Here is a 26,715-nt window from a genome sequence, read left to right as displayed (position 1 = left end):
TCTCATGGTTCAGCTCGGTCTCGTGGGCCTGGGCAAGATGGGCTTCAACATGCGCGAGCGGCTGCGCGCCGCCGGGCACGAGGTCGTGGGCTACGACCGCAACCCGGCCGTCACCGACTCCGAGTCGCTCGCCGATCTGGTGTCCAAACTGGACGCACCGCGCATCGTCTGGATCATGGTCCCCGCCGGCGAGCCGACGCGGCAGACCGTGGTGGAGCTCAGCCAGTCGCTGTCCGAGGGCGACCTCGTGATCGACGGCGGGAACTCGAAGTTCACCGACGACAAGCTGAACGCGGATCTGCTGGCGGCCAAGGGCATCGGCTACCTCGACTGCGGTGTCTCCGGTGGCGTGTGGGGCAAGGACAACGGCTACGGCCTCATGGTCGGCGGCGCCGGCTCCGACGTCGCCCGTGCGATGCCGATCTTCGACACGCTGCGTCCGGAAGGCCCGCGTGAAGAAGGCTTCTCGCACGCCGGCGAGGTCGGCGCCGGCCACTACGCGAAGATGATCCACAACGGCATCGAGTACGGCATCATGCAGGCCTACGCCGAGGGCTTCGAGCTGCTCGAGGCCGCGCACGTCGTGAAGAACGTGCCCGAGGTGATCAAGGGCTGGCAGCGCGGCACGGTCGTGCGCTCCTGGCTGCTCGACCTGCTGGTGCGCGCGCTGGAGGAGGACCCGGAGCTCGACGACCTCGAGGGTTACGTCGAAGACTCGGGCGAGGGCCGGTGGACGCTGGAGGAGGCCGTGAACAACGCGGTGCCGGCGCCGGTGCTCTCGGCCGCGCTGTTCGCCCGGTTCTCCTCGCGGCAGAAGGACTCCGCCGCGATGCGCGCCGTCGCCGCGCTGCGCAACCAGTTCGGTGGCCACGCTGTGAAGAAGGCCGGGAGCTAGCCTCCCTCCGCTCGTGTATCTGCGACATCTCCAGGTCACCGACTTCCGGTCCTGGCCGCAAGCCGACCTCGCCCTCGAACCGGGCCCGGCCGTGCTCGTCGGTCAGAACGGCCGGGGGAAGACGAACCTGCTCGAAGCGATCGGCTACGTCGCGACCCTGAGTTCCCACCGGGTCGCGACGGACGCCCCGCTGATCCGGCACGGGTGCGAGCGCGCGCTCGTGCGCGTCGCCGTGGTCAACGACGACCGCGAGCTCACCGTCGAGCTCGAGATCACGGCGGGACGAGCCAACCGCGCTCGTGTGAACCGAGGCGCGGTCGGCAAACCGCGTGACGTGCTCGGGATCCTGCGCACGGTGCTGTTCTCCCCGGAGGACCTGGCGCTCGTGCGCGGGGATCCGAGCGAGCGCCGCCGGTTCATGGACGAGCTGCTGGTGCTGCGCGCACCTCGGTACGCGGGCGTGCGCGCGGACTACGAGAAGGTGCTCAAGCAGCGCAACGCCCTGCTCAAGACCGCGGGCAAGCACCGCACCGGCAAGGAGGACCCGTACGCGCTCTCGACGCTCGACGTCTGGGACGACCACCTGTCGGTGGCCGGCGCCCAGCTGCTGGCGGCGCGGCTGAACCTCATCGCCGACCTCGGGCCGTACACGGCGGAGGCCTACCTGGGCGTTGCGCCGGACTCGCGGCCGGCGTCGATCGCGTACAAGTCGTCGCTCGGCGAAGCGCTGCCACCGGGCTACGGCGTGGCCGGTGGCGAGCGGGCGGACGCGGAAGTGCTGCGCGAGCTGCTGCTCAAGGCGCTGGCCGACGTCCGGCGCAACGAGCTGGAGCGCGGCATCAGCCTCGTCGGCCCGCACCGCGACGAGCTGGAGCTGATCCTGGGCGAGGCGCCGGCGAAGGGGTACGCAAGCCACGGCGAATCGTGGTCGTTCGCGCTGGCCCTGCGGCTCGGCAGCTACGAGCTCCTGCGTGGCGAAGCGGGCGAACCGGTGCTGCTGCTGGATGATGTGTTTGCCGAGCTCGACCGCAAACGGCGGGCGCGGCTCGCGGAGGTCGCCGCGGGTGCCGAGCAGGTGCTCATCACGGCGGCGGTGGACGAGGACGTGCCGTCGGAGCTGGCCGGGAGCCGGTTCGTGGTGGCGGATGGCGAGGTCAATCGTGCCTGAGTCCTCGGCCCCAAGATCAAGTCGGCCACGGCGGGTGACCGCGGTCACAGAAGTTACCCACCGATCTGGGGACAAACCTGTGGACAGTGTGGATAAACCCGTGAACCGGTTATCGCCGCGCGTGACGAAACGGCCTGATGAGGGCCTTGACACCCCCCAAACGGGCAATCACCCACGTGGGACGCGTGATTCCGGTACCGAGCGTGATGTGTCCGCTGGGCCGAACGGGAAGCCCTCCGGACGGGACTTGGCGCACGCCGCGCTCGAGGCCGCGAAGGCCAAGGCGAAGGAACGCGGTGCTCCGCCGAACCTGCGCCGCGGCCGGATCACTGGCGGCGGGGGCCAGAACCCGCGCCGTCGTCGCTGGTCAGGGCCCGGAGCCGACGCGCGCGACCCGCAGCCGCTCGGCCGGCTCGTCTCGCGGCTGGTCTCCGACAGCGGCTGGCAGGACACGATGACCAACGCGCGCGTGTTCGGGCAGTGGGCCCGGCTCGTGGGCGAGGACGTCGCCGAACACGCTCAGCCGGTGAGCCTCAAGGACGGCGAGCTGACCGTCCGCGCGAGCTCCACGGCGTGGGCCACGCAGCTGCGGCTGCTGCAGAGCAAGCTCATCGCGAAGATCGCCGCGGGGGTCGGCAACGGCGTCGTGAAGCGCATGCGGATCCAGGGTCCGACGGCGCCGAGCTGGCGGAAAGGACCACGGGTCGTGCCGGGTCGCGGGCCTCGTGACACGTACGGCTGACTCCGGTTGCGCGTCGGCGGGTGAGTTCCCCGAGAACCGCTTGACAACCCGCGAGCTACGACCTGACTCGCCTTCGAGCGATTTCGCGGCTCTGTGACGCAGTGAGGGGTGTCCTTGCCGCATGTCAGCACGCGCGGGCAAGTACACTGGAGGAGTAGCGAGCGTCCGCTCGGGCGAGACGAGGAGAAACAACGCCGGTGACCGAGAACAAGAGCGAGTACAACGCGTCGTCCATCACCGTGCTCGAAGGCCTCGAAGCGGTCCGCAAGCGCCCCGGTATGTACATCGGTTCCACCGGTGAGCGCGGTCTCCACCACCTGGTCCAGGAGGTCGTGGACAACTCCGTGGACGAGGCGATGGCCGGCTTCGCCACCAGGGTCGAGGTTACTCTCCTCGCCGACGGCGGGGTACGAGTCGTCGACGACGGACGCGGCATCCCCGTGGACATGCACCCCAAGGAGAAGAAGCCGACCCTCGAGGTCGTGCTCACCATCCTGCACGCGGGCGGCAAGTTCGACAGCGACTCCTACGCGGTGTCCGGCGGCCTGCACGGCGTCGGCGTCTCGGTGGTGAACGCGCTGTCGACGAAGCTGCTCGCGGAGATCAAGGTCGGCGGCCGCAGCTGGCGTCAGCTCTACACGGACCAGGTCGCCGGCCCGCTGGAGGACCTCGGCCCCGCCGAGGACACCGGCACCACGATCACCTTCTGGGCCGACTCGAACATCTTCGAGACCACCACGTACAACTTCGAGACGATCTCGCGTCGCCTGCAGGAGATGGCCTTCCTCAACAAGGGCCTCACCCTGTCGCTGCGCGACGAGCGCGTGGCCGACGAGGAGACCGAAGCGGACGCGGAGGGCAAGCAGGCCCGCGTCAAGGAGAAGGTCTACTGCTACCCCGGCGGGCTCGAGGACTTCGTCCGTCACATCAACGGCAGCAAGGACCCGATCCACGAGAGCGTGATCTCCTTCGACGCGAAGGGCGTCGGCCTCGAGGTCGAGGTCGCGATGCAGTGGAACAACGGGTTCACGCCGTCGGTGTACACGTTCGCGAACACGATCAACACCCACGAGGGCGGCACTCACGAAGAGGGCTTCCGCGCGGCGCTCACGCGCGTGGTCAACGCGTACGCGCGCGAGAAGAAGCTGCTCAAGGAGAAGGACGCGAACCTCACTGGCGATGACGTGCGCGAGGGTCTCGCCGCGATCGTCTCGATCAAGCTGTCCGAGCCGCAGTTCGAGGGTCAGACGAAGACGAAGCTGGGCAACAGCGAAGCGAAGACGTTCGTGCAGCAGCAGTCGAACGAGTGGCTGGGCGACTGGTTCGAGCGCAACCCCAACGAGGCGAAGACGATCATCAACAAGTCGATCTCCTCGGCGCAGGCGCGCATGGCCGCCCGCAAGGCGCGGGACCTGGTGCGCCGCAAGGGCGCGTTGGAGATCGGCGGCCTGCCGGGCAAGCTCAAGGACTGCCGCTCCAACGACCCGGGCGAGTGTGAGCTCTACATCGTGGAGGGTGACTCGGCCGGCGGCTCGGCCAAGGAAGGCCGCGACTCGATGTACCAGGCGATCTTGCCCATCCGGGGCAAGATCATCAATGTGGAGAAGGCGCGCATCGACCGCGTGCTCAAGAACACCGAGGTCCAGTCGCTGATCACGGCGCTGGGCACCGGCATCCACGACGACTTCGACCTCTCGAAGCTGCGCTACCACAAGATCGTGCTGATGGCCGACGCCGACGTCGACGGCCAGCACATCACCACGCTGCTGCTCACCCTGCTGTTCCGCTTCATGAGCCCGCTGATCGAGCACGGCCACGTGTTCCTTTCGCGGCCGCCGCTGTACAAGATCAAGTGGCCGCGGCAGGACCCGGAGTACGCGTACTCCGACAAGGAGCGCGACGCCGTGATCCAGGCGGGTGTCGAGGCCGGCCGCCGGCTGCCGAAGGACGACGCGATCCAGCGCTACAAGGGTCTCGGCGAGATGAACGCCGAAGAGCTGTGGGAGACCACGATGGACCCGGCCAACCGCCTGCTGGGCCAGGTCACCCTCGACGACGCCGCGCAGGCCGACGACCTGTTCTCCGTTCTCATGGGCGAGGATGTGGAGGCCCGGCGCTCGTTCATCACGCGTAACGCCAAGGACGTGCGCTTCCTGGACGTGTAGTCGTCCGCCTTCCCCCGACTGCCCTGACCTTTCCCCGAGAAGGAACCCATGACGGAAACCTTGCCGCCGGAACACGACCGCATCGAGCCGGTCGACATCCAGCAGGAGATGCAGCGTTCCTACATCGACTACGCCATGAGCGTGATCGTGGCGCGGGCGCTGCCGGATGTGCGCGACGGTCTCAAGCCGGTGCACCGGCGCGTGCTCTACTCGATGTTCGACTCCGGTTTCCGGCCGGACCGCGGGTACAACAAGTGCTCCCGCGTCGTCGGCGACGTCATGGGCAACTACCACCCGCACGGTGACTCGGCGATCTACGACGCCCTCGTGCGCCTGGCCCAGCCGTGGTCGATGCGCTATCCGCTCATCGACGGGCAGGGCAACTTCGGTTCGCCGGGCAACGACCCCGCCGCCGCCATGCGGTACACGGAGTCGCGCCTCGCGCCGCTGGCGATGCAGATGCTGGCGGACATCGAAGAGGACACCGTCGACTTCCGCGACAACTACGACGGCCGCACGCAAGAGCCCAACGTGCTGCCGGCGCGGTTCCCGAACCTGCTGGTCAACGGCAGTTCCGGCATCGCGGTCGGCATGGCGACCAACATCCCGCCGCACAACCTACGCGAGGTTGCGGACGGCGTCGTGTGGGCGCTGGAGAACTACGAGGCGTCCGACGACGAGCTGCTGGCCGCGCTGCTCACGCGCATCAAGGGCCCGGACTTCCCGACCAAGGCGATGATCCTCGGCACCTCCGGGATCGAGGACGCGTACCGTACGGGCCGCGGTTCCGTGCGCATGCGTGCGGTCGTCGAGGTGGAGGAGGACGCGAAGGGGCGCACCACGCTCGTCGTGTCCGAGCTGCCGTACCAGGTGAACCCGGACAACCTCGTCGAGAACATCGCGCACCTGGTGCGCGACGGCAAGCTCACGGGCATCGCCGACATCGCCGACGAGTCCAACAGCCGCTCCGGCATGCGGATCGTGGTCACGCTCAAGCGCGACGCCGTGGCGAAGGTGGTACTGAACAACCTGTTCAAGCACACCCAGCTGCAGCAGAACTTCGGCGTGAACATGCTGGCGATCGTCGACGACGTGCCGCGCACCCTGCGGCTCGACCAGATGATCCGGCACTACGTGAAGCACCAGGTCGAGGTCATCGTCCGACGGACCAAGTTCCGCCTGCAGAAGGCCGAGGAGCGCGCGCACATCTTGCGCGGTCTGGTCAAGGCGCTGGATCTGCTCGACGAGGTCATCGCTCTGATCCGCCGTTCGCCCTCGGCCGACGAGGCGCGGCCGGCGCTGATGGAACTGCTGGACGTCGACGAGATCCAGGCCACGGCCATCCTCGACATGCAGCTGCGCCGGCTGGCCGCTCTGGAGCGGCAGCGCATCATCGACACGTTGGCCGACATCGAGCTGGAGATCGCGGACCTCAAGGACATCCTCGAGAAGCCGGAGCGCCAGCGTTCGATCATCCGCGACGAGCTCATGGAGATCGTCGACAAGTACGGCGACGACCGGCGCACGAAGATCATCCCGTTCGACGGCGAGGTGTCGGTCGAGGACCTCATCGCGGTCGAAGACGTGGTGGTCACCATCACGCGCACCGGCTACGCGAAGCGCACGAAGACCGACCTGTACCGCTCGCAGAAGCGCGGCGGCAAGGGCGTGCAGGGCGCCACGCTGAAGCAGGACGACATCGTGCAGCACTTCTTCGTGTGCTCCACGCACGACTGGATCCTGTTCTTCACGAACAAGGGCCGCGTCTACCGAACCAAGGCGTACGACCTGCCCGAGGCCAACCGCAACGCGCGCGGCCAGCACGTGGCCAACCTGATGGCGTTCCAGCCCGACGAGCAGATCGCCCAGGTCATCGAGATCCCGAACTACGAGGTGGCGCCGTACCTGGTGCTGGCCACGCAGAAGGGGCTCGTGAAGAAGACCAAGCTCACCGACTTCGACTCCAACCGCGCGGGCGGCCTCATCGCCGTCAACCTGCGGGAAGGCGACGAGCTGGTGGGCGCCGTGCTGGCGGCGGCGGAGGACGACCTGCTGCTCGTGTCGGCCGGCGGCCAGTCGATCCGCTTCCACGCGACCGACGAGGCGCTGCGCCCGATGGGCCGCGCGACGTCCGGTGTGCTCGGCATGCGGTTCAACGACGGTGACGAACTGCTCGGCATCAGCGTGGTCAAGCCCGACAAGTTCCTGCTGGTCGCGACCGACGGCGCGTACGCCAAGCGCACGCCGATCGAGGACTACCCGGTGCAGGGCCGCGGCGGGAAGGGTGTGCTGACCATCCAGCACGACACGAAACGTGGGAGGCTGGTGGGAGCACTCATCGTCGACGAGGACGACGAGCTGTTCGCCATCACCTCGAGCGGCGGGGTCATCCGCACGCCGGCGCGCGACGTGCGCAAGGCCGGTCGCCAGACCAAGGGCGTGCGGCTGATGAATCTGGCGGACGGCACAACTCTTCTCGCGGTCGCACGCAACGCGGACGAGGGTTCGGACGTCGCCAATGGTGGCGAGGACTCCGCGGAGACCACGGACGCTTCGGATACTTCGGAAGCTTCGGTGGACGAGGCTGTGGAGACCCCCGCCGTCGACGGCGAGGTGACCACCGCGCCCGAGGAAAGCACGGAAGAAGACGGCACGGCGCCGGAGCAGTGAGCGGCGCCCCACGCACGGGTAAGGACTGACTCTTCGTGACACCATCCGAGAAGGCAGACGGCACGTCGTCGAGCCCACCCTGGCAGCGCACCGCCAAGGACGGCGGCGGCGATTCGGAGGCGACGGTCTCGACCGGGATCGCCACCGAAGATGTGGTCTACTCGGATCATGAGCAGGACGGACCGCGCGTGAGCGAGAGCGACTACCCCGCGGTGAGCGGCACGGCCGCGCCCCGGCTCTTCGGAGCCGAGGGCGCGCCCCCGGCCGCCGCCGACGTCCCCCCGGCCGGCCGCACCCGTCCCACCCCGAGCGCCCTGCGCCGCCCGGGCCGCGGCCCGCGCCGCGCGTCGCTGCAGATCAAGCGCTTCGACCCCTGGTCGGTGCTGAAGCTGTCGCTCGTCCTGGGCGTCGCGATGTTCTTCGTGTGGCTGGTCGCCGTCGGCGTGCTGTACACGGTCCTCGACGGCATGGGCGTCTGGGACAAACTGAACGGCACCTACTCGTCCCTGGTCGGCGGCGAGGGCGCCAACGCGTCCACCGAGCCCCTCATCAGCGCCGGCCGCGTGTTCGGCGTCGCCGCCATCCTGGGCGCGATCAACATCGTGCTGGTCTCCGCCCTGGCCACAGTGAGCGCCTTCATCTACAACGTGTCGGCCGACCTGGCAGGCGGCCTCGAAGTCACCCTGTCGGAAAGGGAGTAACCCGGTTGCAGGGCCCCTCCGGGGGTCCTGTAAAGTTCCCTTCGTTCGACGGGCCCATAGCTCAGGTGGTTAGAGCGCTTCGCTGATAACGAAGAGGTCCCAGGTTCAAGTCCTGGTGGGCCCACCCGGTTAGCCCGGTCATGTTTGCGGAATACGCAAACTGTGACCGGGCGGTGTTGTATCTGGGGGCCGAGCCCCCAGACCCCCACGGTGCGATCGGTGACCATTGGCTGCCTGGGTGAGTGTTCGCGCGGCTGACTCTCGGTGTTTGTTCGTTACCGAATTACGACGTGGTCGGGTTCGACATGCGCGGCGCGGGTTACCGCGACAAGGTCGACTGTGAGTGGCAGGACGGCCCGGCCGTGCGCCGAAGATCAGTTTCTACGGCGTCTCCTACGGCAACGTCATTGGCACCGTGTACCGGTCGATGCTCGACCGCCGCGTCGACCGGATGTGGCTGGATTCCGTGATGCCGCCGGTGATGGACCTGTCCGCCATGGACGGTTCGATCGACGCGGTCGCGGAGAAGGGGTTCGGCCGGTTCGTCACGTGGCCGGCCCAACACGATGCGGAATACCACTTCGGCACGACCGCGGATGCCGGTGCTTGACCGCCAGTGGGGCACCGGCCGGTGCGCGCCGGGTCTTCAGTTTCGACGTGAATCCCCGTGGGCTGAACAGCGTGCGGTACAACGCGAGGTTCTGCAGCGAGGGGACCGGTGGCCGCGATTTCGAGCAGGCGTGGGCGAAGTGCAGGCGCACCAGCGCGAGTACCCGGCGACGGGCGGCAAGTTCGAGATCGCCGCTTTCTGTGGTGGGTGGCCGTTTCCGACGCGGCCGACACGCAGAAGGCGGTCGGTGGCTCGCGGCTGACTGTCCTGGATGGACGGCACGCGTCGCTGGACAAGATTCCGTGTGCGGCCAAGGCGCGTTGACTTCTTCCACACTGGTGCTCGCGGCACCGCAAGCCGTGGCCGCGACCGTGGATTTCGCGGGCAGCCTCAACGTCGACGGGTGCTCGGGGCCGCTGGTGCGGATGCAGACGTCGGCGGACGACGACAAAGCCTTCGTGCTGACCAATGGCCATTGCTACGAAGGCTCGGGGCCGTGCACTGGCCGCCGTCGCGGTTGCTGGTGTCGTGGATGCCAATGACGTCGCCGGTCGCGGTGTCGACCACGGGCGAGCCCGACGACCCCGGCCCGGTCTGGCACGCCGACGTGTAGCGCGCGACCGAGGACCGGCAGGCGTGGGCCTGGCACCGGCTGAGGCCGCGGTTCGTGGTGACCCACGGGCGTCGCGACCGGGCAGCCAGGCCTGGTGGAGTCGGGCGCCGTCGGGGGCGCGAGGCTCGCCGGACGCAAGTCAGCCCTGCCGGGAAGAGAAGGCCGGCAGGGCTGACATGTCTGCGATCGGCGCGCGCACGGTCGCCTCTCGGCGAAAGGCACGACGCGGCTCCAGCCGAACGGTATTCCGCGAAGGCAAAGGTGTGAGCCCGGGGGACACGTTGGGCGCACCGACCAATGTGTTCAACGGCGCGCCGGCCGGAGGTATTCCGTTCGGCGTGTGACGCGGGCCGCCGGTGGTTCCACGTGGAACCAGGCCCTGGAACCGCCGGATCCGGCGCTCGGAGCGTGCAGTAGCATCGTGGGGTACGGAAGCAAGCTGGAAAAGGGGGCTTCAGATGAAGAAGCTGTTGGCACTCGCAGTCGTCGCGGGCGGCGTTCTGTTCGTCGTCAAGCGCAACAAGGCTGCCAAGGCCGAGGCCGACCTCTGGCGCCAGGCGACCGCCCCAACGGGCCCGGTCTCCGCGAACGGCAGCACCCCGGCCAAGGCCGCGGACGCTTCCCGCAACTGACTCACCGCGCGGGTGGCCCACGGGCGCCCGTGCCCGGGGCTGTAGCTCAATTGGTAGAGCACCGCCTTTGCAAGGCGGGGGTCAGGGGTTCGATTCCCCTCAGCTCCACTCGCTAAAACCTCCAATGGGGGCCAGGTCAGAGGGTGTTTACTCCGATCTGGCCCCCATTGCGTTAGGCGGTCGTTCCACCCGCCGTGTCCCCTGCGTGCCCCTCGCCTCGTCGACGGGCGAGTTTCGGCCTTCTTCCCCTGCGAACCTGCCGCGCCTGCTCGGTGTTGCGGCTCATCGCGTCGGCGATCGTGTGGTCACGTTCGCGCCGTGCGCGCTGGTACCGCATGGCAGCCCGGGTGGTCGAGTGGCCCATGCGGGCCATCAGCTCCCGCGTCGTTGCGCCGCCCTCGGCCGCGAGCTCGTTGCCGCTGTGGCGCAGGTCGTGGAAGTGCACGGCGTCGGGCATTCCCGCGTCGACTCGTGCCTCGACCTGCAGCCTCCGGAAGTTGTGGCGGCGCAGCCGGCCACCCTGCGGACCGACAAACATCAGGCCGTCCCAACCGGCATCTTCGGCGTCCTCGCGGGGCCGGCGGTCGTGAGCTTCGTGCTGCTGGTGCTCCTACTGCGGTTCTGTCCGACGAGGCGCTCGGCGTTGGCAGCGTTGCTGCGACCTTCCTCGATCACCGCGATTCTGCTCGTGCTCGCCGGGTTCCTGATCGACCGGGCCGGCCAGGAGCTCGTGGGCGCGATCGTCGAGCCGCTCGGCCTGCTGATCGCCTCGGCCACGTGCACGCGAACTCGCGCCAGGTCGGCGTCTCGGCGGCGCTGGATGGAACCGGAATTGATCTGGATCCTCGATGCGGTCACGAACCGTCGCGCGCTCGTGGCCAGGCATTCCAGCCGTCAGCACGCCGGAAGCACGGATCAGGCGGTCAGGTGTTCCTGTGCCTTGCCAAAACGACGGGAGCCGCCGGTGTCCGGTGGGACGACAGCGGTTCCCGTCGCTCTGGCATGGCGAGACTTACCGGTCGATCGCAGTTGCCTTGTGCCGGGTGGGGGTCGGAGTGGCTCGGGGTTCGCCGCAGTGGGCGCAGGTGATCGTGCGCCGGGCCTGGCGAGGTGCCACGACGCCCCGCGATGAGGCCGGCAACATCTGGATGGCCACGTGCACAAGGCAGGTGGCGGCGCCGCAGTGCACACAGACCCCGACGGCCGGTTCGTTCATGCCTTGTGTCGCGCAGTCAATGCAGATCATGGTTCTCCTTGAAAACGGCGGGAGAAGACACGATAAGCAGGTCTCCGTCGGATAACGATGTTCTCGTTCGGGACCGGTGCGACATCACATCGCCGGTGCCGTCGGCGAGGCCGAGCACGCGATGCGGTCGAGCGGGGTCATGCGGCCGCCGCCGCGTGCCCCTCTCGTGCCCGTTGGATGAGGGATCCACGGGGAACAGTGGCTGAAACAGCAGGTGGGAGTCTCTTCGAGGTGTCTGCTGGCGACGCCCATACTGCGAACGGACCTTTGCGAGGCGGGGGCCAGGGGTTCGATTCCCCTCAGCTCCACGTCACTCGGGGCGAGTTGTGTTGGCGGAACGCGCCAACCGGCTCGCTCCATCGTGTTTCCGGGGCTACGCCCCCCGGACCCCCACGGTGGTCACCTCGGTCAGTGACCCCCGAATCGGCGGAATTCGAGCAGACAGCGTTGCGAAGTCAGGTCCGTGACGGTGTCCAGCGTCAAGCCGTGGGCCGAGGCGAGGGCGCGGAACTCGTCGAGGTGGCGTTCGCGGCCGCCGAAGATGGTGAGCATGGCGAGGGCGCTTTCGGTGTTCGCTTGGTGGCCGGTGACGGGTTCGACGACGAGGATGCGGCCCGTCGAGCCGGCGGCTTCGGTGCAGCGGGCCAGAATCCGGTGGGCGTGGACGTCGTCCCAGTCGTGGAGGATGTCGACGAGCAGGTAGGCGTCGGCGCCGGGTGGGAGTGGGTCGAAGAAGCTGCCGGCGGTGACCTGGGCGGGCAGGGAATGGGCGGCGAAGGTGCGGCGGGCGTCGGCGGCGGTCGGGGCCAGGTCGAGCAGGTGGCCGCGTAGCGCGGGGTTCGCGGTGAGGATGGCGGCGAGGATGTCGCCCCGGCCGCCGCCGACGTCGACGATCGTCGAGAACCGCGACCAGTCGTAGCCGGCGACGATCTGCGGGATTTGCTCGCGGATGCGGAGAGTCATCTGGCGGTCGAAGGATTCCCGCAGGTGCTCGGCCTCGGCGAGATCGGCCCAGAAGTCCTGGCCGTAGCGACGCGGGTAGGCGGCTTCGCCCGTGGTGATGCTGTGGGCGAGCTCGACGAACGCCAACTCGGCGCGCCCACCGGCGGTATTCAGGTTCAAGAGGGTTTCGGTGAAGTCGTCGCGGAGGTTTTCGCCGTACGCGGTGGTGCGGTGGCCGGCGGGGGTGCGCTCGAGGACGCCGAGCGTCGTGAGGTGATCGAGCAGGAGACCGAGCGCGACGGGGTTCACTCCGAGCTCGGCGGCGAGTTCGGATGCCGGCGCGGGGATGCGCAGGCGCGCGGGCAGGCCGAGGGTCACGGCGACGCGCAGCCCCATCGGCGTCGCGAGTCCGGCCAGGCGGCGCAGGGAGTTCGTATCGTCGTGGGTCACGAAGATCTACTTTGCCCGGCTGGTCAACCGAAAAAGGAGAGCCGATTGCGTCCCCACGTGCTGCTGAGCGTCGCGACGAGTGTCGACGGGGCGATCGACGACACGACGCCCGACCGGCTGCTGCTGTCCAATGCCGAGGACTTCGACCGCGTCGACCAGGTGCGCGCGGAGTCCGACGCCATCCTGATCGGCGCGGGCACGATCCGCGCCGACAACCCGCGGCTGCTGGTCAACAGCGAGGAGCGCCGGGCCGAGCGGGTGCGCCGGCAAGCCCGAGTATCCGCTGAAGGTGACCGTGACGGCGTCGGGTGACGTTGACCCGGAGTGGAAGTTTTGGCACCACGGCGGGGAAAAGCTCGTCTTCACCACCGAATCCGGCGCCCCGACCGCGCGCGAACGGCTCGGTCAGCTCCCCGAAGTCGTCGCTCTCGGGCCGCAGGTGGACTTCGGCGCGCTGCTCGACGACCTCGGCAGCCGCGGCGTCCGGCGGCTCATGGTCGAGGGCGGCGGCCAGATCCACACCGCGTTCCTCTCGCAGAGCCTGGCCGACGAGATCCACCTCGCCATCGCGCCGCTCGTGGTCGGCGCCGCCGCCGCGCCGCGGTTCCTGCTGCCCGCGCGGTACCCGGGCGCGCGGATGAAACTGCTGGACACGCGCGCGATCGGCGACGTCGTGCTGATCCGCTACGCGCCCAAGGCCGGCTGAAAGGTCGCGCGCAGAGCGTCTTCGAGCGGGGTGTCGCCGCGCCAGGCGACGGCGGCGTCGGGGCGGAGCAGCACGGCCGGCAACGCGGTGTCTGCCTTGGCGCGCACCAGGTTCACGCGCTCGGCCCAGCCGGCCGGCAGCTCGATGTCGCCGGTGAAATCGAGCAAGAGGGCGCGTCCGCCGCGCAGGAGCTCGGCCACGCGGGTCGGTCCGTCGGCGGTCACGAGGTCCAGATCGGGCAGCCGCGCGGGATCGTCCAAACCGGACATCATTCCGGCGAGGTAGCGGTTGGTGTCGGGCAGGCGCATGAGGTCGGTGAAGATCTCGCTCAGCGCGAGCAGGTCGGGGTCCGGGTTCGGCACGGCGAGAACGCGTTGGGCCGACGTGTGGTGCAGCACGCGCGCGGCCTTCGGGTGGCGTTCGGTTTGGTAGGTGTCGAGGAGGCCGTCGGTGGCTCCTCGCAACGTCGCGGCGAGCTTCCAACCGAGGTTGAACGCGTCCTGCACACCGAGGTTGAGTCCCTGCCCGCCGAGCGGCCCGTGGATGTGGGCGGCGTCGCCGGCGAAGAGGACGCGACCGTGGCGGTAGTTTTCGAGCTGGCGGGTGGCGTCGCTGAAGCGGGAGATCGTGCGGACTTCGGCCAGTGTGGTGGGTTCGCCGTAGATCGCGGTGAGTGCCTGCTGCACGGCTTCCGCGGTCATCGGCGGCTCGGTCTCGTCGGGTTTGCCGTAGGTGAAGCGGTAGTGGTCGCCGCCGGTCGGCACGAGCATGCCCCAGTGGTCGGCGGTGGTCCTGGTCATCGTGCTCATGTGGCCGGCCTGCGCGGGCACCAGCTCGGAGACGGCCGACAGGCGCACGTCGGAGAGCACGGCTCGATACGTGCCGGGCCGGCCGGGGAACGGCAGGTCCAACAGCTTGCGCACGGTGCTGTGCGCGCCGTCGCAGGCGACGACGTACCGGGCGCGCAGGTCCCGGTCGGTGGTCACGGTGACGCCGGTGTCGTCGGCGTGGATCGCGGTGACGTCCTCTCCGCGCAGCACGCGCGCGCCGCGGGCGATCGCCGCTGCCTCCAGCACTTCCTCGACCTTCCACTGTGGAATGCCGATCGGGTGGGGCTGCCTGGTCTGCCAAGGCGTGCAGTCGAGCGGCACCGGTAGCCCGGCGAAGTGCCCGCCGACGGCGGCGCGTTCGAACTGCCGCTCGACGATCGCGTCGAGCAGGCCTCGCGCGTCGAGCAGCTCGGCGGTGCGCGGCTGGATCGTGCCGCCCTTCGTCTGCTCGATGCGTTCGGACAGCTTTTCCACCACCACGACCTCGGCGCCACCGAGGGCCAGCTCGTGCGCCAGCGTCAAACCAGTCGGGCCCGCTCCGACCACGATCACGTCCATGAAGTGCTCCTCAGTGCAGAAGTATACTGAGTGCAATATAGCCCCGAGTGCATCACCGCGGTAGCCTGTTTTCGTGGACGAGCAGACCGGCCTACGGGAGCGGAAGAAGCAACGCACGCGTGAGGCGATCTCGAACGCCGCCCTCGAGCTGTTCTTCGAGCACGGCTTCGACCAGGTGTCGATCTCGCAGGTCGCGGAGGCCGCGGAGGTGTCGCGGCGGACGTTGTTCGCCTACTTCCAGGGGAAGGACGACCTCGTCCTGCACCGCATCGCCGACCACGAGCACGAGAGCGCGCGCGTGGTCCGGGCGCATCGCGAAGCCCCGCTTCCCGCGCTGCGTGAGCATTTCCTCGACGGCCTGCGCCGCCACGACCCGATCACCGGGCTCTGCGACCTTCCGCAGGTGCTGGCGTTGTACCGGCTGATCATGGGCACGCCGACGCTGTTGCCGAGCATGTTGCGGTTCCGGGAAAGCGGGGAGCTGGCGCTGGCGGCCGAGCTCGGCGAGTCACCGGACCTGTCGCCGCTGACCGCGCGCCTGGCGGCCGCGCAGATCGCGTCCGTGCAGTGGCGGCTGTCGGTGGAGAACCACTACCGCATGGCGAACGGCGTCTCCGCGACCGAGGCGTACCCGGAGGCGGTCGCGGCGGCCGAACTGGGCTTCGACCTGCTGGCGAACGGCCTGGGGACGCTCGGTAAGCGCTAGCCCTGGCGGATCCACAGGTCGTGCGGAGTGGGGCCCGGCTGGAATCCGCACGACGTCGCCAACGCGGCGGCCTCGGCGAACGCGTGGCCGACGAGTTCGGGTGCGTGGGCGTCGCTGCCGAAGGACAGGATCCGGCTCCCTTCGGCGGCCCACCAGAGAAGCACGTCTCGCGGCAGGGGGACTTTCGTGTTCAGCTCCAGTGCTCGTCCGCTGCCGGCCAACGCGCGCAGGACGGTGCGGAACTCCTCCTCGAAGTCCGCGGCGACGAAGGGTTTCTCCGAAGGCCAGGTGCGCAGCGCGTAGTCGATGTGGGCCAGGATCTCGAAATCGGCCGTCGACTCGACCAGGCCCAGCACCTCGCCCAGGTAGGCGCGCAGCGTCGCGTCAGCCGGGCGGTCCGCGATCACGCTCAGCTCGTAGTGGTGCGACCCCTCCGGCAGCGAGTGCACCGACCCCAGCACCCGCTGGAAGCGGTGCGCCGTCAGCAACGCGTCTGCCTCCGGCCGGTGCCAATGCGGCTCACTCAGCTCCACGCCCAACAGGATCGGCAGATCCGGGAACCGCTCGCGGCACTCCTGCACGCACGCGAGGTAACCCTCGACGTCGAGGGCCGGCGGCTCCAGTACGCCGTCGGTCCGCAGCCGCACGCGGAAGTGATCAGGCAGGTACGGCCGGATCGGCTCCGGGATGAGCCACGGCGTGAGGTCGGCGTGCTCCGTGAACGCCACCGACGGCAGCCCGAGCGCGAGCGCGCGCCGGCACGACTGGACCATCGACCCGGTGACGGTGTCCCACGACCACTCGGTGTGGACGTGGCTGTCCTGCGGCAGCACGCCCCCACACTACGAGTTGGCCCGCAGCACCGAAATCGCGCGAACGGTGGCGTAGCCGCGCCATTCGAGCGACGCCGCGGGGGAGAAACTGCCGAAGTCAACCGTCCAGCCGCCGTCTTCGAGCTGCTGGGATTCGAGGCGCTCGAGCTCGGCGGCGACCGCGGCCGGGTCGAGCACCTTGCGCGACGGGCCGGGGATCGGCGAGAAGTCCAGCGGCCGCAGGACCTCGTCCTCGCCGCCGCCGGCGACGTGGAGGATGCCGTTGGCCGGCAGGAACTTGCCGAGGTGGTCGAGGAGCTCGTCGGCCTCAGGGCGGGTGGCGTGCGCGGCGTCGAGGAACCGGATGGCGAACGACAGCTCGATCGCGTGCGGCTGCTCTTCGACCCGGGCGATGGCGTCCAGGCAGGTCGACACGGCCGCGGTGAGCCACGGGTGTTCCGCCACGGCTTTGTCGTGCGCCGCGACGCGCAACGCCGTCGACGCGACGAAAGCCGTGCTCTGCAGCGAGAACTTCGCCGGGTCCGCGTCCGTCCAAAAAGGAGCGCTGCCGGTGCGGTCCGCGACGGGGAACGCGAACGGCAACCCGCCACCCGGCAGCGACACGGCCTCCAGCCAGTCGCACAGCTCCAGCGACAGCGGCGTGGTTTTCGGCGCGATGTCCTCGAACACCTCCAACGCGTGCAGCGCCCCGCCGGGCTGGCTCTCCGGCGCGCGCAGGTCGGGCTCCAGCCCCCAGCCGTAGCCGCCGTCGGCGTTGCGGTACCCCGCGACGGCCGAGAGCACGGCCTCCGCAGCACCTTCACCTTCGCCGAACAGCAGCTCGAACCGGCGGCGGTCGAGCACCCGCCCGTGCGTGGCGAGGAAGGATGCGGCAGCAGCGAGGTTCACAGTCATACGACCACCGTCGCACGCTCCCGCGCGCGCGTCTTGAACAGTTCGGACACGGCCAGCAGCTCGGCCGACTTGTCCACAATCGACCCCTCCGCGCCGAAGTTGTCCACAGATTTCGGCGACACCAATTTTTGGCCCCTCACCTCGATATAATGGGACTGGGGACGCCCCCCGTGGAGGGCGGGGGCGTGTCGTGCCGGGCCGAGGTGTGCGCGGGCTGTGCGGCGGTCGGGGTCGTGGGGGCGGCGGCGGGCTTGGAGAACGCCCGGTCAGGGCCAGAGGCGTTCGCGGGTCCAGGTGTCGTCGGCGGCGCGGAGGTAGCGGAGGCGGAGGTGGCGGCGGTCGTGGGAGGCTTGCCAGAACTCGACCGTCGTGGGGGTGACGAGGTAGCGCGTCCAGGTTTTGGGGGCGGTGTGGGGGTTTTCGGCGACCCAGTGGGTGGCGGCGTCGGCGGCTTCGGTGAGTTTGGCGGGGTCCGGGAGGGGCTCGGACTGGTGGCCGATGAAGGCCTCGACGCGGGAGGCCGGTGGGCGGGCCAGGAAGTCTTCCGCCGAGATCTCCGGGGCGGCCGGGGCGACGGTGCCGCGGACGCGGACCTGGCGGCCGCGGCCGGGCCAGAAGAAGGTGAGAGCCGCGTGGGGGTTGGCGCCCAACTGGTGGCCCTTGGGGCTTTCCGAGCTGGTGGCGATGGCCCAGGCGGACGGGGCGACGTCCTTGAGGATCACGACGCGGGCGTCGGGAACGCCCTCGGAGTCCACTGTGGACAGGGTGACGGCGTGGGGAGCGAGGACGTGTTCGGCGGCTTCCGTGAGCCACTCGAGGAACAGGTCTTCCGGGGTTTCCGGGGCCGCGTCCGGGTCGAAGGACGGGAGTTCTTCGGGGAAGGATTGCCAGCCGCGTAGGGAAACCATGTCACTGACCGTACGGTGGGCGGCCCGGTGGTGGGTAGTGCGGCGGCTGGGGACCGGGTGGGCCGGCGGCCGGGGGTGGCGGGATCTGGGGGCGCCAGCCCTGTGGGATCTGTTGGCCGGGGAAGCCGCCGGGGCCGGGGTCGCCGGTGGTGGGACCGGTCGTGCCGGCGGTGGGATCAATCGGGCCGGGGACCGAACCGGGATCGCTGGACGTGGGGCCAGGGGCGCCATACTCAGCCTTGCCAGGGGTGTTGGCGTCGTAACCAGCCGTGCCGGGGCCGGCGTTGCAGCCGGCCTGCGGGGCCTGCCACTGCGCTTCCCCCTGCAGGTACTGATCCGGCGTGAACACCCGAACCCCCTGACCGTGACAACCGACCGCCCGGCGCCCATCGTCGCACGCCGGGCGGCCGGAGCGGTCAACCGGCGGTGACGGTGCCGGTGGCCGGGACCCCGCGGGTCCGGCGGAGCAAGTCGGTCAGTGCCCAGTGGCCGCCGCCGGTGAAGGCGAGCAGGAGGAAGGCCCAGGCGAAGATGGCGGCCTGCTCGCCGCCGTTCTCGATGGGGAGCACGGCCTTGCCGAAGTGCACGGTGAAGTACGCGAAAGCCATGGAGCCGGAGCAGATCACGGCAGCGACGCGCGTGCCGATGCCGAGCGTCACGGCTGCGCCGCCGACGAGCTGGATCAGCGCGGCCCACCAGCCGGGCCACGTGCCGACGGCCGCGGCGTGGTGGCCCCAGAGGCCGAACACGGTCGAAGCACCGTGGCAGAAGAACAGGAAACCGCACGGCCTCTGTCGAAGAGTTTCACGGCTGTCGTCTCCCTGGCAGTCGGAAAATACGTGACTGCCAGGGTAGGTAGCCAACCCTCAACTATCACCACAGTGAGTGAAAGATCCCTTACTCGCTGGAACTCGAACCTTTCGCTCTTCACTCTCGTGTGACTGGACATGATTGACTGTGCGCGCTATGCGACGAATCCTCGCTCTCGCGCCCGCCCTGGCGTTGCTCGCCGGCTGCAGCGTGTCGACCCCCATTGCGGGCACCGCGCAGCCCGCGCCGCCGCCGACGACCACCAAGCACGCGGCTGAGCCCGGCCTGCCGCCCGATCCGCAGCCGGCTCGGGAAGCGAAGTGCCCGTACCTCTCGGCCGAGACGGTGCAGGACGCGAACGGCCAACACGTGACGACCGTACGCGTCTCCGACGACGAGCCGCACCCGTCGTGCTTCTTCTACCGCCCCGACGGCGGGCTCCAGGTCACCGTGCAGGTGTACGTGGGCACGAAGGACGTCGCGACGAAACTGGTCAACCGCGCCGCGCCCGTCGACACCTCGAACCCCGCTTCGGACCCCGCCGGGTGGAAAGGCGGCTACCAGCCGGCCGGTGACGGAGTGGTGTACGCGGTCTCGAAGGGGGGAGCCGCGGTCATCGTGACGAGTAACCAACAGCAGAGCATCAAAGCACGCACAGTGGCCAAGAAGGCTATCGCGGCCCTGAAGCTCTGAGTAGTGGCCTCCGCACGGGTGAGTGAAGTTGATCTTGTATTACCCTGTGCGGCACGCGCAGGCCCTGGAGCACTCGCGCGGGCGGGTGCCCGTCCGGCACCAGAAGCACTTCGCCATCTCTACGACAAGGACAAGATTCGTGGCTGACACCCTCAAGGAAATCCTGCTCGACTCCAGCCGTCGCCCGTCGGTCGTGACCGACCTCGAGGGCCTCGTGGACGCCGAGGTGTCCGACAAGGGCGGGGTCTCCGGCGCCGTCGTGAAGACCGGCTTCGCCGCTGTCAAGAAGATCAAGCCGGGCATCATCCCCTCGGCTGTCGACACCCTGCTGGACGACTTCGCCGGGGCCCTCGAGCCGTTCTACGGCGACTACAAGGCCAAGGGCGGCAACGACTTCGGTGCCTACCTGACCAGCCGCTCCGACGAGGCGTCCGACGCTCTGCTGGGTGTCACGGACAGCCGCGCCGACCGCAGCAGCCGCGACAGCATCAAGAAGGTCTACTCGAAGCTGCGCCCGAACGGCAAGAAGAACGTCGAGGAGGCCCTTCCCCGCCTCGGCCAGCTGATCGACAAGCACGCCGCGATGGCCTGATCAGCCTCAGTAGCACCTGATCAGCCTCAGTAGCAACGGAAGAGGGCCCCGGGACGGCGATCCCGGGGCCCTCTTCGCGTCTGGTTCAGTTCTTCTTCTCGGCGGCCGGAGTGCTGGGCGCCTTGCCGTTGCTCGCCGGAGACGGCTTGGTCTCCGAAGCGGGCTTCGCCGGGGGAGCCGGCGGGGTGGCCTTCGGCGGCGCCGGGGCGACCGGCGGCTCCTGCTGGCGCGACTTCAGCACCACGGCCGTGCCGACGGCGACGGCACCCAGGCCGAGCAGCCACGGCAAGCGGCGGCGCTTGCGCGTGCCCTTGGCCGCCGACTTCGCCTCGACCAGCGCGGCGCGGAAGTCCTTCTTCGCGGCCTTGAAGTCCTTCTTGCCCCGGCGCTTCGACTCACCGGCGGACTTCGCGGCCTTGATCGCGGCCTTCTTCGCCTTGCGACCGGGCTTCTTCAGCTCGGCGATGCGCGCGAGGGCCTCCTTGCGAGCCGCGGCCGAGCTCTTCTTGAGCTCCTTGCGCGTCAGCTCGGTCTTCTTCGCGAGCTTCTTGCGTGCCCGGCGGCTCTGCTTGGCGAACTCCTCGGCGCCGGCTTCCGCGGCCTTCGCTGCCGAAGCCGCCCCCGCCTTGCCCGCTTCGGTGGCTCGCTTGCGCAGGCCGACCGCGCCGGACTTCACCGACTCGCCCACCGAATCTGCGGCCCGGGTCATGGCCTTCACCTCACCAATCGTTTTGATATCGCTCTGTTGCCCGTAACCTATCGTGCCCTTTTTCGCGGCGTGACGCTGTGTCTTCCCCCATTGGGAACCGGTGAAACCTCGGGAAATGCCCATCTTCCTGCGGTCCTGCGTTCGGGTTGCCCCGTGGCGAGCCCCCTGAACCCCCCAAATGTGGGAGGGGATGGCACGATGGCGACGTGACTGAAAGCGCCCGCAAGGCCACCCTGCACACCAATCAGGGTGACATCCACGTGAACCTGCTCCCCGACCACGCGCCGAAGACGGTCGCGAACTTCGTGGGGCTGGCCGACGGCTCCAAGGAGTACACGCAGCCGAACGCGCAGGGCACGAACTCCGGCCCGTTCTACGACGGCTCGATCTTCCACCGGGTCATCGACGGCTTCATGATCCAGGGCGGCGACCCGACCGGCACCGGTCGCGGCGGCCCCGGCTACAAGTTCGGCGACGAGTTCCACCCCGAACTGCAGTTCAACAAGCCCTACCTGCTGGCGATGGCGAACGCGGGGCCCGGCACCAACGGCTCGCAGTTCTTCGTCACCGTCGCGCCGACGACCCACCTGAACTTCAAGCACACGATCTTCGGCGAGGTGGCGGACCAGGAGTCCCGCAACGTCGTCGACGCGATCGCGCGCGCGGCGACCGGACCGGCGGACCGCCCGCTGTCCGACATCGTCATCGAGAAGGTCACCATCGAGGCCTAGGGCCGTCTCGGGGGGATTTCGGTAGGTTGGAGTCATCGTGAACCAACCGCCGAATCCCCCCGCGTACCCTTCGCAGGCCGCGCGCCCCGGTTGCTGGTGGCATCCCAACCGCCCGACCGGCCTGAGCTGTGCGCGCTGCGGGCGGCCGGCTTGCCCCGACTGCCTCCGGGAAGCCCCCGTCGGCTTCCAGTGCACCGACTGCGTGCACGCCGGCTCGCAGCAGACGCGGCAACAGCACCGCGATTACCAGAACTCCGGCATGGGCACACGCACGATCGCGGGAGCCCGGCCGACGAACTCCGTCGTCGTCACGAGCACGTTGCTAGCGGTCAACGTGCTGATCTACCTGATCACCGCGTTGCAGGCGAAGAGCCTCGACAACAGCAGCGCACCGATCGATCTCGCCGGCGCCATGCAGCCCGCCATCACCCTCGTCGGTGGTGAGTGGTGGCGCATCTTCACGTCGGGCTTCGTGCACTTCGGGATCATCCACATCGCCGCGAACATGTTCTCGCTGTGGATGATGGGCCGGGCGCTGGAGCAGGTCTTCGGCAAAGGCCGGTACACGGCGCTCTACTTCGTGTCGTTGCTCGGCGCCTCGACGGCCGTACTCCTGTTCGACAACCCGTTGCAGATCTCCGGCGGCGCCTCGGGCGCGTTGTTCGGCCTGATGGGCTGCTACGCCGTGATCGTGGTGAAGCTCAAGCTCAACCCGTCGGGGTTGCTGATCACGCTTGCGATCAACGCCTACATCACGTTCTCGATCCCCGGCATCTCGATCCTCGCCCACGTAGGTGGGCTCATCACTGGTGCGCTCGTGGCCGTCGCCCTGCTGTACGCGCCGGAGCGCGACCGCGTGCGCTGGCAGGTGATCGGCGTGTCGATCATCGTGGTGGCGCTGATCGGCCTCACGGTCTATCGCACCGCCGCCCTCTCGTCGCTGCTGGCCTAGAACCAGGAAGACGGCGCCGAAAAGCCGCTAAAGAGCGCCACGCAGGGCGGTGAGCGCGTCAAGGACGTCGCGCGGGTCTTCGCCGAGGTCGACGCGGCCGAAGATGTAGAGCTCGTCGTCGTGTTCCAGCTCGAGTGTCACGCCGTCGCGGCCCAGGCGGCGGGTGGTGCGCAGCTGGATACCGGTCCGGTCCCACGGCAGGCGGTGCGTGCCGCCGAGCGTGCGGGCGACCAGGCCTTCGGCATCGACGGATAGCCGCGGGCGCACCACGCTCCAGTGCACCGCGAACGCCCCGATCGCCACGGTGGCGAGCCCCATCAGGACCGCGCCCTTGCCGTCGCCGAAGATCCCGTCGAGCACCGCGCCGGCGAGCAGCAGGACCGTGACCAGCCAGGCCACTACCACAAGGGCCGAACGGGGGGCCCACGAGGTGGGGTAGTTATCCACAGAGGTTATCCACACTGGGGATGAGTCACACCGGTGTAATTCGGTGTCAAGCCGCCATCCAGAGTAATGATCAGCGCCAGCGCATAGTCATGAGCAGGCCGACGATCATCGCCGCGAACCCGATGCCGAAGTTCCAGTTCCCGAGAGAGGTCAGGAACGAAATCTTGTCGCCGGCGATGTAGTTCACGATGAGCCACAGCAGCCCGAGGAGCATGAGGCCGAACATGACGATCTTGTAGAACAGGTTTGACGGGCCCGCGGCCTTGACCTTCACCGGCGTCCGGCGATCAACGGGCGGGGTGTACGCGGTCTTCTTGCGGACCTTGGACTTCGGCATCGTGTTCCTCGCGTGCGGTTCTGGCTCTGGCTGGTGGCGGTGCCTGTTCGCGGGCATCCCGCTCGTCGGGTTGCGCAACCAGCGCCACGTGAACACGTTAACGTAAACGACGGCTCCAGAGCACCGGGCGGGAGCGGTCGGATTTCCGGACTGTGACAATAGCGCCACCGGCAGTTCCACCGGCGGTGTGAGAGGAGCTTGCGTGACGACGCAGGATTGGCCGGGTGAAGACGACCGCCGCCGCCCCTCGGGAGGGCCCGACGGCCAGCGGCGACGCCAGCCGCCGCCCGGTGCCGATGGCGCCGCGAGACCACGCAGGCAGCCCCGGGAGGACCCCACGCGGAGAGTGCCGCCGCCTTCGCGCCGCGTCGCGGGTGATCCGGCGCGCAGGCAGGACGACCAGCGCAGATCACCCGAACAGAGCAGGCAGCCGCGTCCCACTCAGCAGTACGGCACCGAGCCGGGGCGCTCGACGCCGGACGTCGGCGGCTCCCGACGGGGGCCGGGCGCGCCGGGAGAACGCGGCCGTCGCGCGAGCGCCCAAGGCGACTCGGCCCGGAGCGGTGGCGCGGGTGCCGAAGGGCCTGGGACCCCACCCCGCGGCACCGAGCGCCTGAACCTCCCGCCGCGCGCCGAGGGAACCCCGTCGCAAGGCACCCAGCGCATGGGCACGCCGCCGCGGGGTACCGGGAGGATGACGCAGCCGCGCCGCGACCCGCGGATGCCCCGGCCCGTCGTGGCCGACCAGCCGACGGAGGTCTTCGCCGCCGTCGAGGCCGGTGGCACCACCGCGGTGAAGGAGAAGCCCGAGCCCGCGCCGCTGGGCAAGAGCGGCGTCGCGATCCGCACGGCCGGGGAAATCCTCATCACGCTCGGCCTGGTCGTGCTGCTGTTCATGGTCTACGAGGTCTACGTGACCGACCTGTTCTCGGCGGAGAAGCAGTCGGCGGCGAGCGATCAGCTCCAGGGCGACTGGGCCCAGGACCGCACGCTGCACCCGGGCCTCGTCGACGGCAAGGCGTTCGCGCGCATCCACATCCCGGAGTTCGGCGCCGACTTCAACTTCACGATCCAGGAGGGCACGGGCGAAGACTCGCTCGCCATCGGCCCTGGTCACTACAAGGGCACGGCGCTGCCCGGCGAGCCCGGCAACTTCGGTGTCGCCGGCCACCGCGTGGGCAAGGGTGCACCCTTCAACGACCTGGACAACCTGAGCTCGTGCGACCAGATCGTGATCGAGACGCAGACCGACTTCTACATCTACAAGGTCCTGCCCTACGACGACGAGATGTCCGGCTGGAGCAGCGGCAAGGGCGCGCAGCCGAAGTGCAAGGGCGTCTCGACGCTGCGCAACCCGAGCATCGCCGGCGGCGGCGCGTACGACCAGACGTTCGGCCGCAAGGTCGTGCTCCCGAGCCAGGGCGACGCCGTGAACCCGGTGCCGTACAAGCCGGCCGACACGTTGCCGAAGGCGCAGGAAGCGTCGCTGCTCACGCTCACCACGTGCCACCCGCAGTTCTCCGCGAAGCAGCGGCTGATCATCACGTCGGTGCTCACGCAGCAGGTGCCGAAGTCGCAGGTCTCCGACTACGGGAAGCTGCTGACCGAGATCGGCGGTGCTTCCTGATGTACGCGTGGATCTGGCGGCGTCTGCCGGGACCGTTCGCGGCGAAGCTGACGATCGCCGTCGTGCTGGTGCTCGGCATCATCGCCCTGCTGATGTTCGTGGTGTTCCCGTGGCTCGACCCGCTGCTGCCGTTCAACGAAGTGTCGGTGGACAACTGAGGCACACCCGCTTCGGCGTCTTCCTCGTCTCCGGCCGGTTCCCGGGGCAGGAGGACGCCGAAGTGCTGCTCAGGACCGTGCGCGCGGCCGAGGCCGCCGAGGCGGCGGGCTTCGACGACGTCTGGCTCGCCGAGCACCACTTCCTGCCCTACGGCGTGTGCCCGTCGGCGATCACGCTCGCCGCGCACGTCCTCGGGCGCACGTCCCGGATCGCCGTCGGTACGGCCGTGAGCGTGCTGTCGACGACGCACCCGGTGGCGCTCGCGGAGCAGTGGTCGATGCTTGACGCGGTGTCCGGCGGCCGGCTGCGCCTCGGCGTCGGGCGCGGCGGGCCGTGGCAGGACCTGGAGGTGTTCGGCACCGGGCTCGAGCGGTACGAGAGCGGTTTCGAGGAGTCGCTGGACGTGCTGCTCCGCGCGGCTTCGGGCACCGCGTCCGCAGCTGGTGAGCAGTTCACCTTCCGCGACGTGCCGCTGGTGCCGGCGCCGCGGCGGAAGCCGGAAGTGGTCGTGGCGGCCGGCGGGCCGAAGTCCGACGCCGTGCGCCTGGCCGCGGAACGGGGGCTGCCGATGCTGCTCGGGCTGCACGCCGGTGACGACGAGAAGGCCGCGACGGTCGCGGCGTACGGCCGGCCCGAAGCACACGTGTCGACGGTGCTGTGCCAGGTGGGCGAGAGCCGCTCGGCGGCGGCCGATGTGGTGCGGAAGTCGTTGCCCGGCTGGCTTTCCGACGGGCTCGGCGCGCACGTGACCGTGGACGGCCGGCCCGGTCCGTCGCGCGATCCGCACGAGTACACCGAGCACCTGTGCGAGATCCACCCCGTCGGGGATCCCGGGTATTGCGTGGCGACGCTGGAAACGAGCCTCCGGCGCACCGGCGCCGCCCACGTGATCATGTTCGTGGAAGCGTCCGGTACGCCGGAGGGCACAGAGGAGAACATCGCGCGGATCGGCGCCGAGGTGCTGCCCGCGCTCAGGGTTTCAAAAGCAGGGCTTAACAGTCACGCAGCTCCGGGCTCTGGTTGAGCAGCTGCCCGCGCACCGACACGAACGCGCGGTAGCGGTCACCATCCAGTTCGGACGTCCGGAACACCGCCACCCGGTGGCAGTTCTGGAAAGCGAGCTTCACGCCGAAGTGGCGCTCGAGCCCGCCGCGGATGGCGTCGGAGGCCAGCGCGCGCAGCAGCTGCCCGCGGGCGGCCTCGCTCGGCGGCGGCGTCTCGTTGTCGGCGAAGCCATCCGGCGTGCCGTCGGCCTCGGCGATCACGCCCGTGATCACTTCCCACGCATACGGCAGCGACTCCCGCACGCAGGCCACGAACTCGGCGTCGGAGACCTCCCCGCGCTCGGCCTTTTCCAGCAGCGCGGGCGATACGTCCAGAGACAAGACA

The 26,715-nt window shown here is 69.3% G+C and carries 31 protein-coding genes and 2 tRNA genes; 20 read left to right on the top strand and 13 right to left on the bottom strand.

Features of this window, described 5'->3' with window-relative positions; genetic code table 11:
- The first annotated feature begins 4 nt into the window (after window positions 1-4).
- The 10 genes from gnd (at window position 5) to AB0383_RS01555 (ending at window position 10,304) form a co-directional block, all read left to right on the top strand.
- Window positions 5-895: a phosphogluconate dehydrogenase (NAD(+)-dependent, decarboxylating) gene (gene gnd, locus AB0383_RS01600; RefSeq protein WP_364169035.1), complete on the top strand. Its 891-nt coding sequence runs from the start codon at window positions 5-7 to the stop codon at window positions 893-895.
- Window positions 896-908: 13 nt separating this feature from the next.
- A complete protein-coding gene (gene recF, locus AB0383_RS01595) occupies window positions 909-2,063 on the top strand; it encodes a DNA replication/repair protein RecF (protein WP_366184444.1) in 1,155 nt (384 codons plus the stop codon).
- Window positions 2,064-2,271: 208 nt separating this feature from the next.
- A complete protein-coding gene (locus AB0383_RS01590) occupies window positions 2,272-2,805 on the top strand; it encodes a DciA family protein (RefSeq protein ID WP_366184442.1) in 534 nt (177 codons plus the stop codon).
- Between the two features lie 197 nt (window positions 2,806-3,002).
- The gene (gene gyrB, locus AB0383_RS01585) at window positions 3,003-4,970 is read left to right on the top strand and encodes a DNA topoisomerase (ATP-hydrolyzing) subunit B (protein ID WP_366184440.1); all 1,968 of its coding nucleotides are present in this window, start codon (window positions 3,003-3,005) and stop codon (window positions 4,968-4,970) included.
- A 48-nt stretch (window positions 4,971-5,018) separates the two neighbouring features.
- Entirely contained in the window at window positions 5,019-7,640 is a 2,622-nt protein-coding gene (gyrA, locus tag AB0383_RS01580; RefSeq protein WP_366184438.1) for a DNA gyrase subunit A, read from the top strand.
- Between the two features lie 35 nt (window positions 7,641-7,675).
- Window positions 7,676-8,341 carry a DUF3566 domain-containing protein gene (locus tag AB0383_RS01575; protein ID WP_366184436.1) on the top strand — a complete coding sequence of 222 codons (666 nt, stop codon included), beginning with the start codon at window positions 7,676-7,678 and terminating at the stop codon, window positions 8,339-8,341.
- Window positions 8,342-8,391: 50 nt separating this feature from the next.
- A tRNA-Ile gene (locus AB0383_RS01570) sits at window positions 8,392-8,465 on the top strand.
- Between the two features lie 219 nt (window positions 8,466-8,684).
- Entirely contained in the window at window positions 8,685-8,951 is a 267-nt protein-coding gene (locus AB0383_RS01565) for a hypothetical protein (RefSeq protein ID WP_366184434.1), read from the top strand.
- 1,071 nt (window positions 8,952-10,022) lie between these two features.
- Window positions 10,023-10,196, top strand: a complete 174-nt coding sequence (locus AB0383_RS01560; protein WP_220245417.1) for a DLW-39 family protein — start codon at window positions 10,023-10,025, stop codon at window positions 10,194-10,196.
- Between the two features lie 35 nt (window positions 10,197-10,231).
- Window positions 10,232-10,304 (top strand) — tRNA-Ala (locus tag AB0383_RS01555).
- Window positions 10,305-10,368: 64 nt separating this feature from the next.
- Here the strand turns inward: AB0383_RS01555 and AB0383_RS01550 are convergent.
- The 3 genes from AB0383_RS01550 to AB0383_RS01540 all read right to left on the bottom strand — a co-directional run bounded on the left by AB0383_RS01550 (window position 10,369) and on the right by AB0383_RS01540 (window position 12,834).
- Window positions 10,369-10,734 (bottom strand): tyrosine-type recombinase/integrase, encoded by a 366-nt coding sequence (locus AB0383_RS01550; RefSeq protein ID WP_366184431.1) that lies wholly within the window; start codon window positions 10,732-10,734, stop codon window positions 10,369-10,371.
- A gap of 474 nt (window positions 10,735-11,208) precedes the next feature.
- The gene (locus tag AB0383_RS01545; RefSeq protein WP_366184429.1) at window positions 11,209-11,442 is read right to left on the bottom strand and encodes a DUF2180 family protein; all 234 of its coding nucleotides are present in this window, start codon (window positions 11,440-11,442) and stop codon (window positions 11,209-11,211) included.
- Window positions 11,443-11,850: 408 nt separating this feature from the next.
- On the bottom strand, window positions 11,851-12,834 hold the full coding sequence (locus tag AB0383_RS01540; RefSeq protein WP_366184427.1) for a methyltransferase: 984 nt from the start codon (window positions 12,832-12,834) through the stop codon (window positions 11,851-11,853).
- Window positions 12,835-12,879: 45 nt separating this feature from the next.
- Here AB0383_RS01540 and AB0383_RS01535 point away from each other — a divergent pair, with 45 nt between their 5' ends.
- Window positions 12,880-13,146 carry a dihydrofolate reductase family protein gene (locus AB0383_RS01535; protein ID WP_366184425.1) on the top strand — a complete coding sequence of 89 codons (267 nt, stop codon included), beginning with the start codon at window positions 12,880-12,882 and terminating at the stop codon, window positions 13,144-13,146.
- Complete coding sequence (locus AB0383_RS01530; RefSeq protein ID WP_366184424.1) at window positions 13,124-13,540, top strand: dihydrofolate reductase family protein; 417 nt, start codon at window positions 13,124-13,126, stop codon at window positions 13,538-13,540. The genes AB0383_RS01535 and AB0383_RS01530 overlap by 23 nt, the downstream gene beginning before the upstream one ends.
- Here the strand turns inward: AB0383_RS01530 and AB0383_RS01525 are convergent.
- Window positions 13,519-14,928, bottom strand: coding sequence for an FAD-dependent oxidoreductase (locus tag AB0383_RS01525; protein WP_364174166.1), 1,410 nt, complete (start codon window positions 14,926-14,928; stop codon window positions 13,519-13,521). The two genes, AB0383_RS01530 and AB0383_RS01525, sit on opposite strands and share 22 nt — an antisense overlap.
- 73 nt (window positions 14,929-15,001) lie before the next feature.
- On the opposite strand from AB0383_RS01525, the gene AB0383_RS01520 reads away from it, so the two are divergent.
- A complete protein-coding gene (locus tag AB0383_RS01520; protein ID WP_364174164.1) occupies window positions 15,002-15,634 on the top strand; it encodes a TetR family transcriptional regulator in 633 nt (210 codons plus the stop codon).
- Here AB0383_RS01520 and AB0383_RS01515 read toward each other — a convergent pair.
- The 5 genes from AB0383_RS01515 to AB0383_RS01495 all read right to left on the bottom strand — a co-directional run bounded on the left by AB0383_RS01515 (window position 15,631) and on the right by AB0383_RS01495 (window position 19,045).
- Entirely contained in the window at window positions 15,631-16,467 is an 837-nt protein-coding gene (locus AB0383_RS01515; RefSeq protein WP_364174161.1) for a PHP domain-containing protein, read from the bottom strand. The two genes, AB0383_RS01520 and AB0383_RS01515, sit on opposite strands and share 4 nt — an antisense overlap.
- Before the next feature lie 9 nt (window positions 16,468-16,476).
- Window positions 16,477-17,361 (bottom strand): hypothetical protein, encoded by an 885-nt coding sequence (locus tag AB0383_RS01510; RefSeq protein ID WP_364174158.1) that lies wholly within the window; start codon window positions 17,359-17,361, stop codon window positions 16,477-16,479.
- Window positions 17,358-17,483 carry a hypothetical protein gene (locus tag AB0383_RS01505; RefSeq protein ID WP_364174155.1) on the bottom strand — a complete coding sequence of 42 codons (126 nt, stop codon included), beginning with the start codon at window positions 17,481-17,483 and terminating at the stop codon, window positions 17,358-17,360. Before AB0383_RS01505 ends, AB0383_RS01510 begins: the two co-directional genes overlap by 4 nt.
- Window positions 17,484-17,627: 144 nt before the next feature.
- The gene (locus AB0383_RS01500) at window positions 17,628-18,269 is read right to left on the bottom strand and encodes a pyridoxal 5'-phosphate synthase (RefSeq protein WP_364174153.1); all 642 of its coding nucleotides are present in this window, start codon (window positions 18,267-18,269) and stop codon (window positions 17,628-17,630) included.
- Window positions 18,270-18,685: 416 nt separating this feature from the next.
- The gene (locus AB0383_RS01495; RefSeq protein WP_364174231.1) at window positions 18,686-19,045 is read right to left on the bottom strand and encodes a DoxX family protein; all 360 of its coding nucleotides are present in this window, start codon (window positions 19,043-19,045) and stop codon (window positions 18,686-18,688) included.
- Window positions 19,046-19,235: 190 nt separating this feature from the next.
- On the opposite strand from AB0383_RS01495, the gene AB0383_RS01490 reads away from it, so the two are divergent.
- Both AB0383_RS01490 and AB0383_RS01485 read left to right on the top strand, forming a co-directional pair.
- Window positions 19,236-19,772: a DUF2020 domain-containing protein gene (locus AB0383_RS01490; protein WP_364174150.1), complete on the top strand. Its 537-nt coding sequence runs from the start codon at window positions 19,236-19,238 to the stop codon at window positions 19,770-19,772.
- A gap of 139 nt (window positions 19,773-19,911) precedes the next feature.
- A complete protein-coding gene (locus AB0383_RS01485; RefSeq protein ID WP_364174148.1) occupies window positions 19,912-20,364 on the top strand; it encodes a hypothetical protein in 453 nt (150 codons plus the stop codon).
- A gap of 85 nt (window positions 20,365-20,449) precedes the next feature.
- Here AB0383_RS01485 and AB0383_RS01480 read toward each other — a convergent pair whose 3' ends face one another.
- Entirely contained in the window at window positions 20,450-21,073 is a 624-nt protein-coding gene (locus tag AB0383_RS01480; protein WP_364174145.1) for a hypothetical protein, read from the bottom strand.
- A 206-nt stretch (window positions 21,074-21,279) separates the two neighbouring features.
- Between AB0383_RS01480 and AB0383_RS01475 the strand changes: the two genes are divergently transcribed.
- Complete coding sequence (locus AB0383_RS01475) at window positions 21,280-21,804, top strand: peptidylprolyl isomerase (RefSeq protein WP_354865696.1); 525 nt, start codon at window positions 21,280-21,282, stop codon at window positions 21,802-21,804.
- A 259-nt stretch (window positions 21,805-22,063) separates the two neighbouring features.
- The gene (locus AB0383_RS01470; RefSeq protein WP_364174142.1) at window positions 22,064-22,756 is read left to right on the top strand and encodes a rhomboid family intramembrane serine protease; all 693 of its coding nucleotides are present in this window, start codon (window positions 22,064-22,066) and stop codon (window positions 22,754-22,756) included.
- 27 nt (window positions 22,757-22,783) lie between these two features.
- Here the strand turns inward: AB0383_RS01470 and AB0383_RS01465 are convergent, their stop codons facing one another.
- Window positions 22,784-23,155 carry a PH domain-containing protein gene (locus tag AB0383_RS01465; RefSeq protein ID WP_364174140.1) on the bottom strand — a complete coding sequence of 124 codons (372 nt, stop codon included), beginning with the start codon at window positions 23,153-23,155 and terminating at the stop codon, window positions 22,784-22,786.
- 118 nt (window positions 23,156-23,273) lie between these two features.
- Window positions 23,274-23,540 carry a cell division protein CrgA gene (gene crgA, locus AB0383_RS01460; RefSeq protein WP_220245435.1) on the bottom strand — a complete coding sequence of 89 codons (267 nt, stop codon included), beginning with the start codon at window positions 23,538-23,540 and terminating at the stop codon, window positions 23,274-23,276.
- 694 nt (window positions 23,541-24,234) lie between these two features.
- On the opposite strand from crgA, the gene AB0383_RS01455 reads away from it, so the two are divergent.
- Genes AB0383_RS01455 through AB0383_RS01445 form a run of 3 tightly spaced genes read left to right on the top strand, consistent with a single transcriptional unit; the run spans window position 24,235 to window position 26,350 of the window.
- Window positions 24,235-25,167, top strand: coding sequence for a class E sortase (locus AB0383_RS01455; protein WP_364174137.1), 933 nt, complete (start codon window positions 24,235-24,237; stop codon window positions 25,165-25,167).
- Window positions 25,167-25,325 (top strand): hypothetical protein, encoded by a 159-nt coding sequence (locus AB0383_RS01450; RefSeq protein WP_364174134.1) that lies wholly within the window; start codon window positions 25,167-25,169, stop codon window positions 25,323-25,325. The genes AB0383_RS01455 and AB0383_RS01450 overlap by 1 nt, the downstream gene beginning before the upstream one ends.
- Window positions 25,322-26,350 carry an LLM class flavin-dependent oxidoreductase gene (locus AB0383_RS01445; protein WP_364174229.1) on the top strand — a complete coding sequence of 343 codons (1,029 nt, stop codon included), beginning with the start codon at window positions 25,322-25,324 and terminating at the stop codon, window positions 26,348-26,350. Before AB0383_RS01450 ends, AB0383_RS01445 begins: the two co-directional genes overlap by 4 nt.
- On the opposite strand, the gene AB0383_RS01440 is transcribed toward AB0383_RS01445, so the two are convergent.
- On the bottom strand, window positions 26,319-26,711 hold the full coding sequence (locus AB0383_RS01440) for an SCO5389 family protein (RefSeq protein WP_366184417.1): 393 nt from the start codon (window positions 26,709-26,711) through the stop codon (window positions 26,319-26,321). The genes AB0383_RS01445 and AB0383_RS01440 overlap by 32 nt on opposite strands.
- Window positions 26,712-26,715: the final 4 nt, after the last annotated feature.

The organism is Amycolatopsis sp. NPDC051373 (assembly GCF_040689465.1).
In the GTDB taxonomy this organism is placed as follows: Bacteria; Actinomycetota; Actinomycetes; order Mycobacteriales; family Pseudonocardiaceae; genus Amycolatopsis.
The sequence above is the reverse complement of the archived record's forward strand: the minus strand, read 5'-3'. Positions and strand labels throughout refer to the sequence as shown.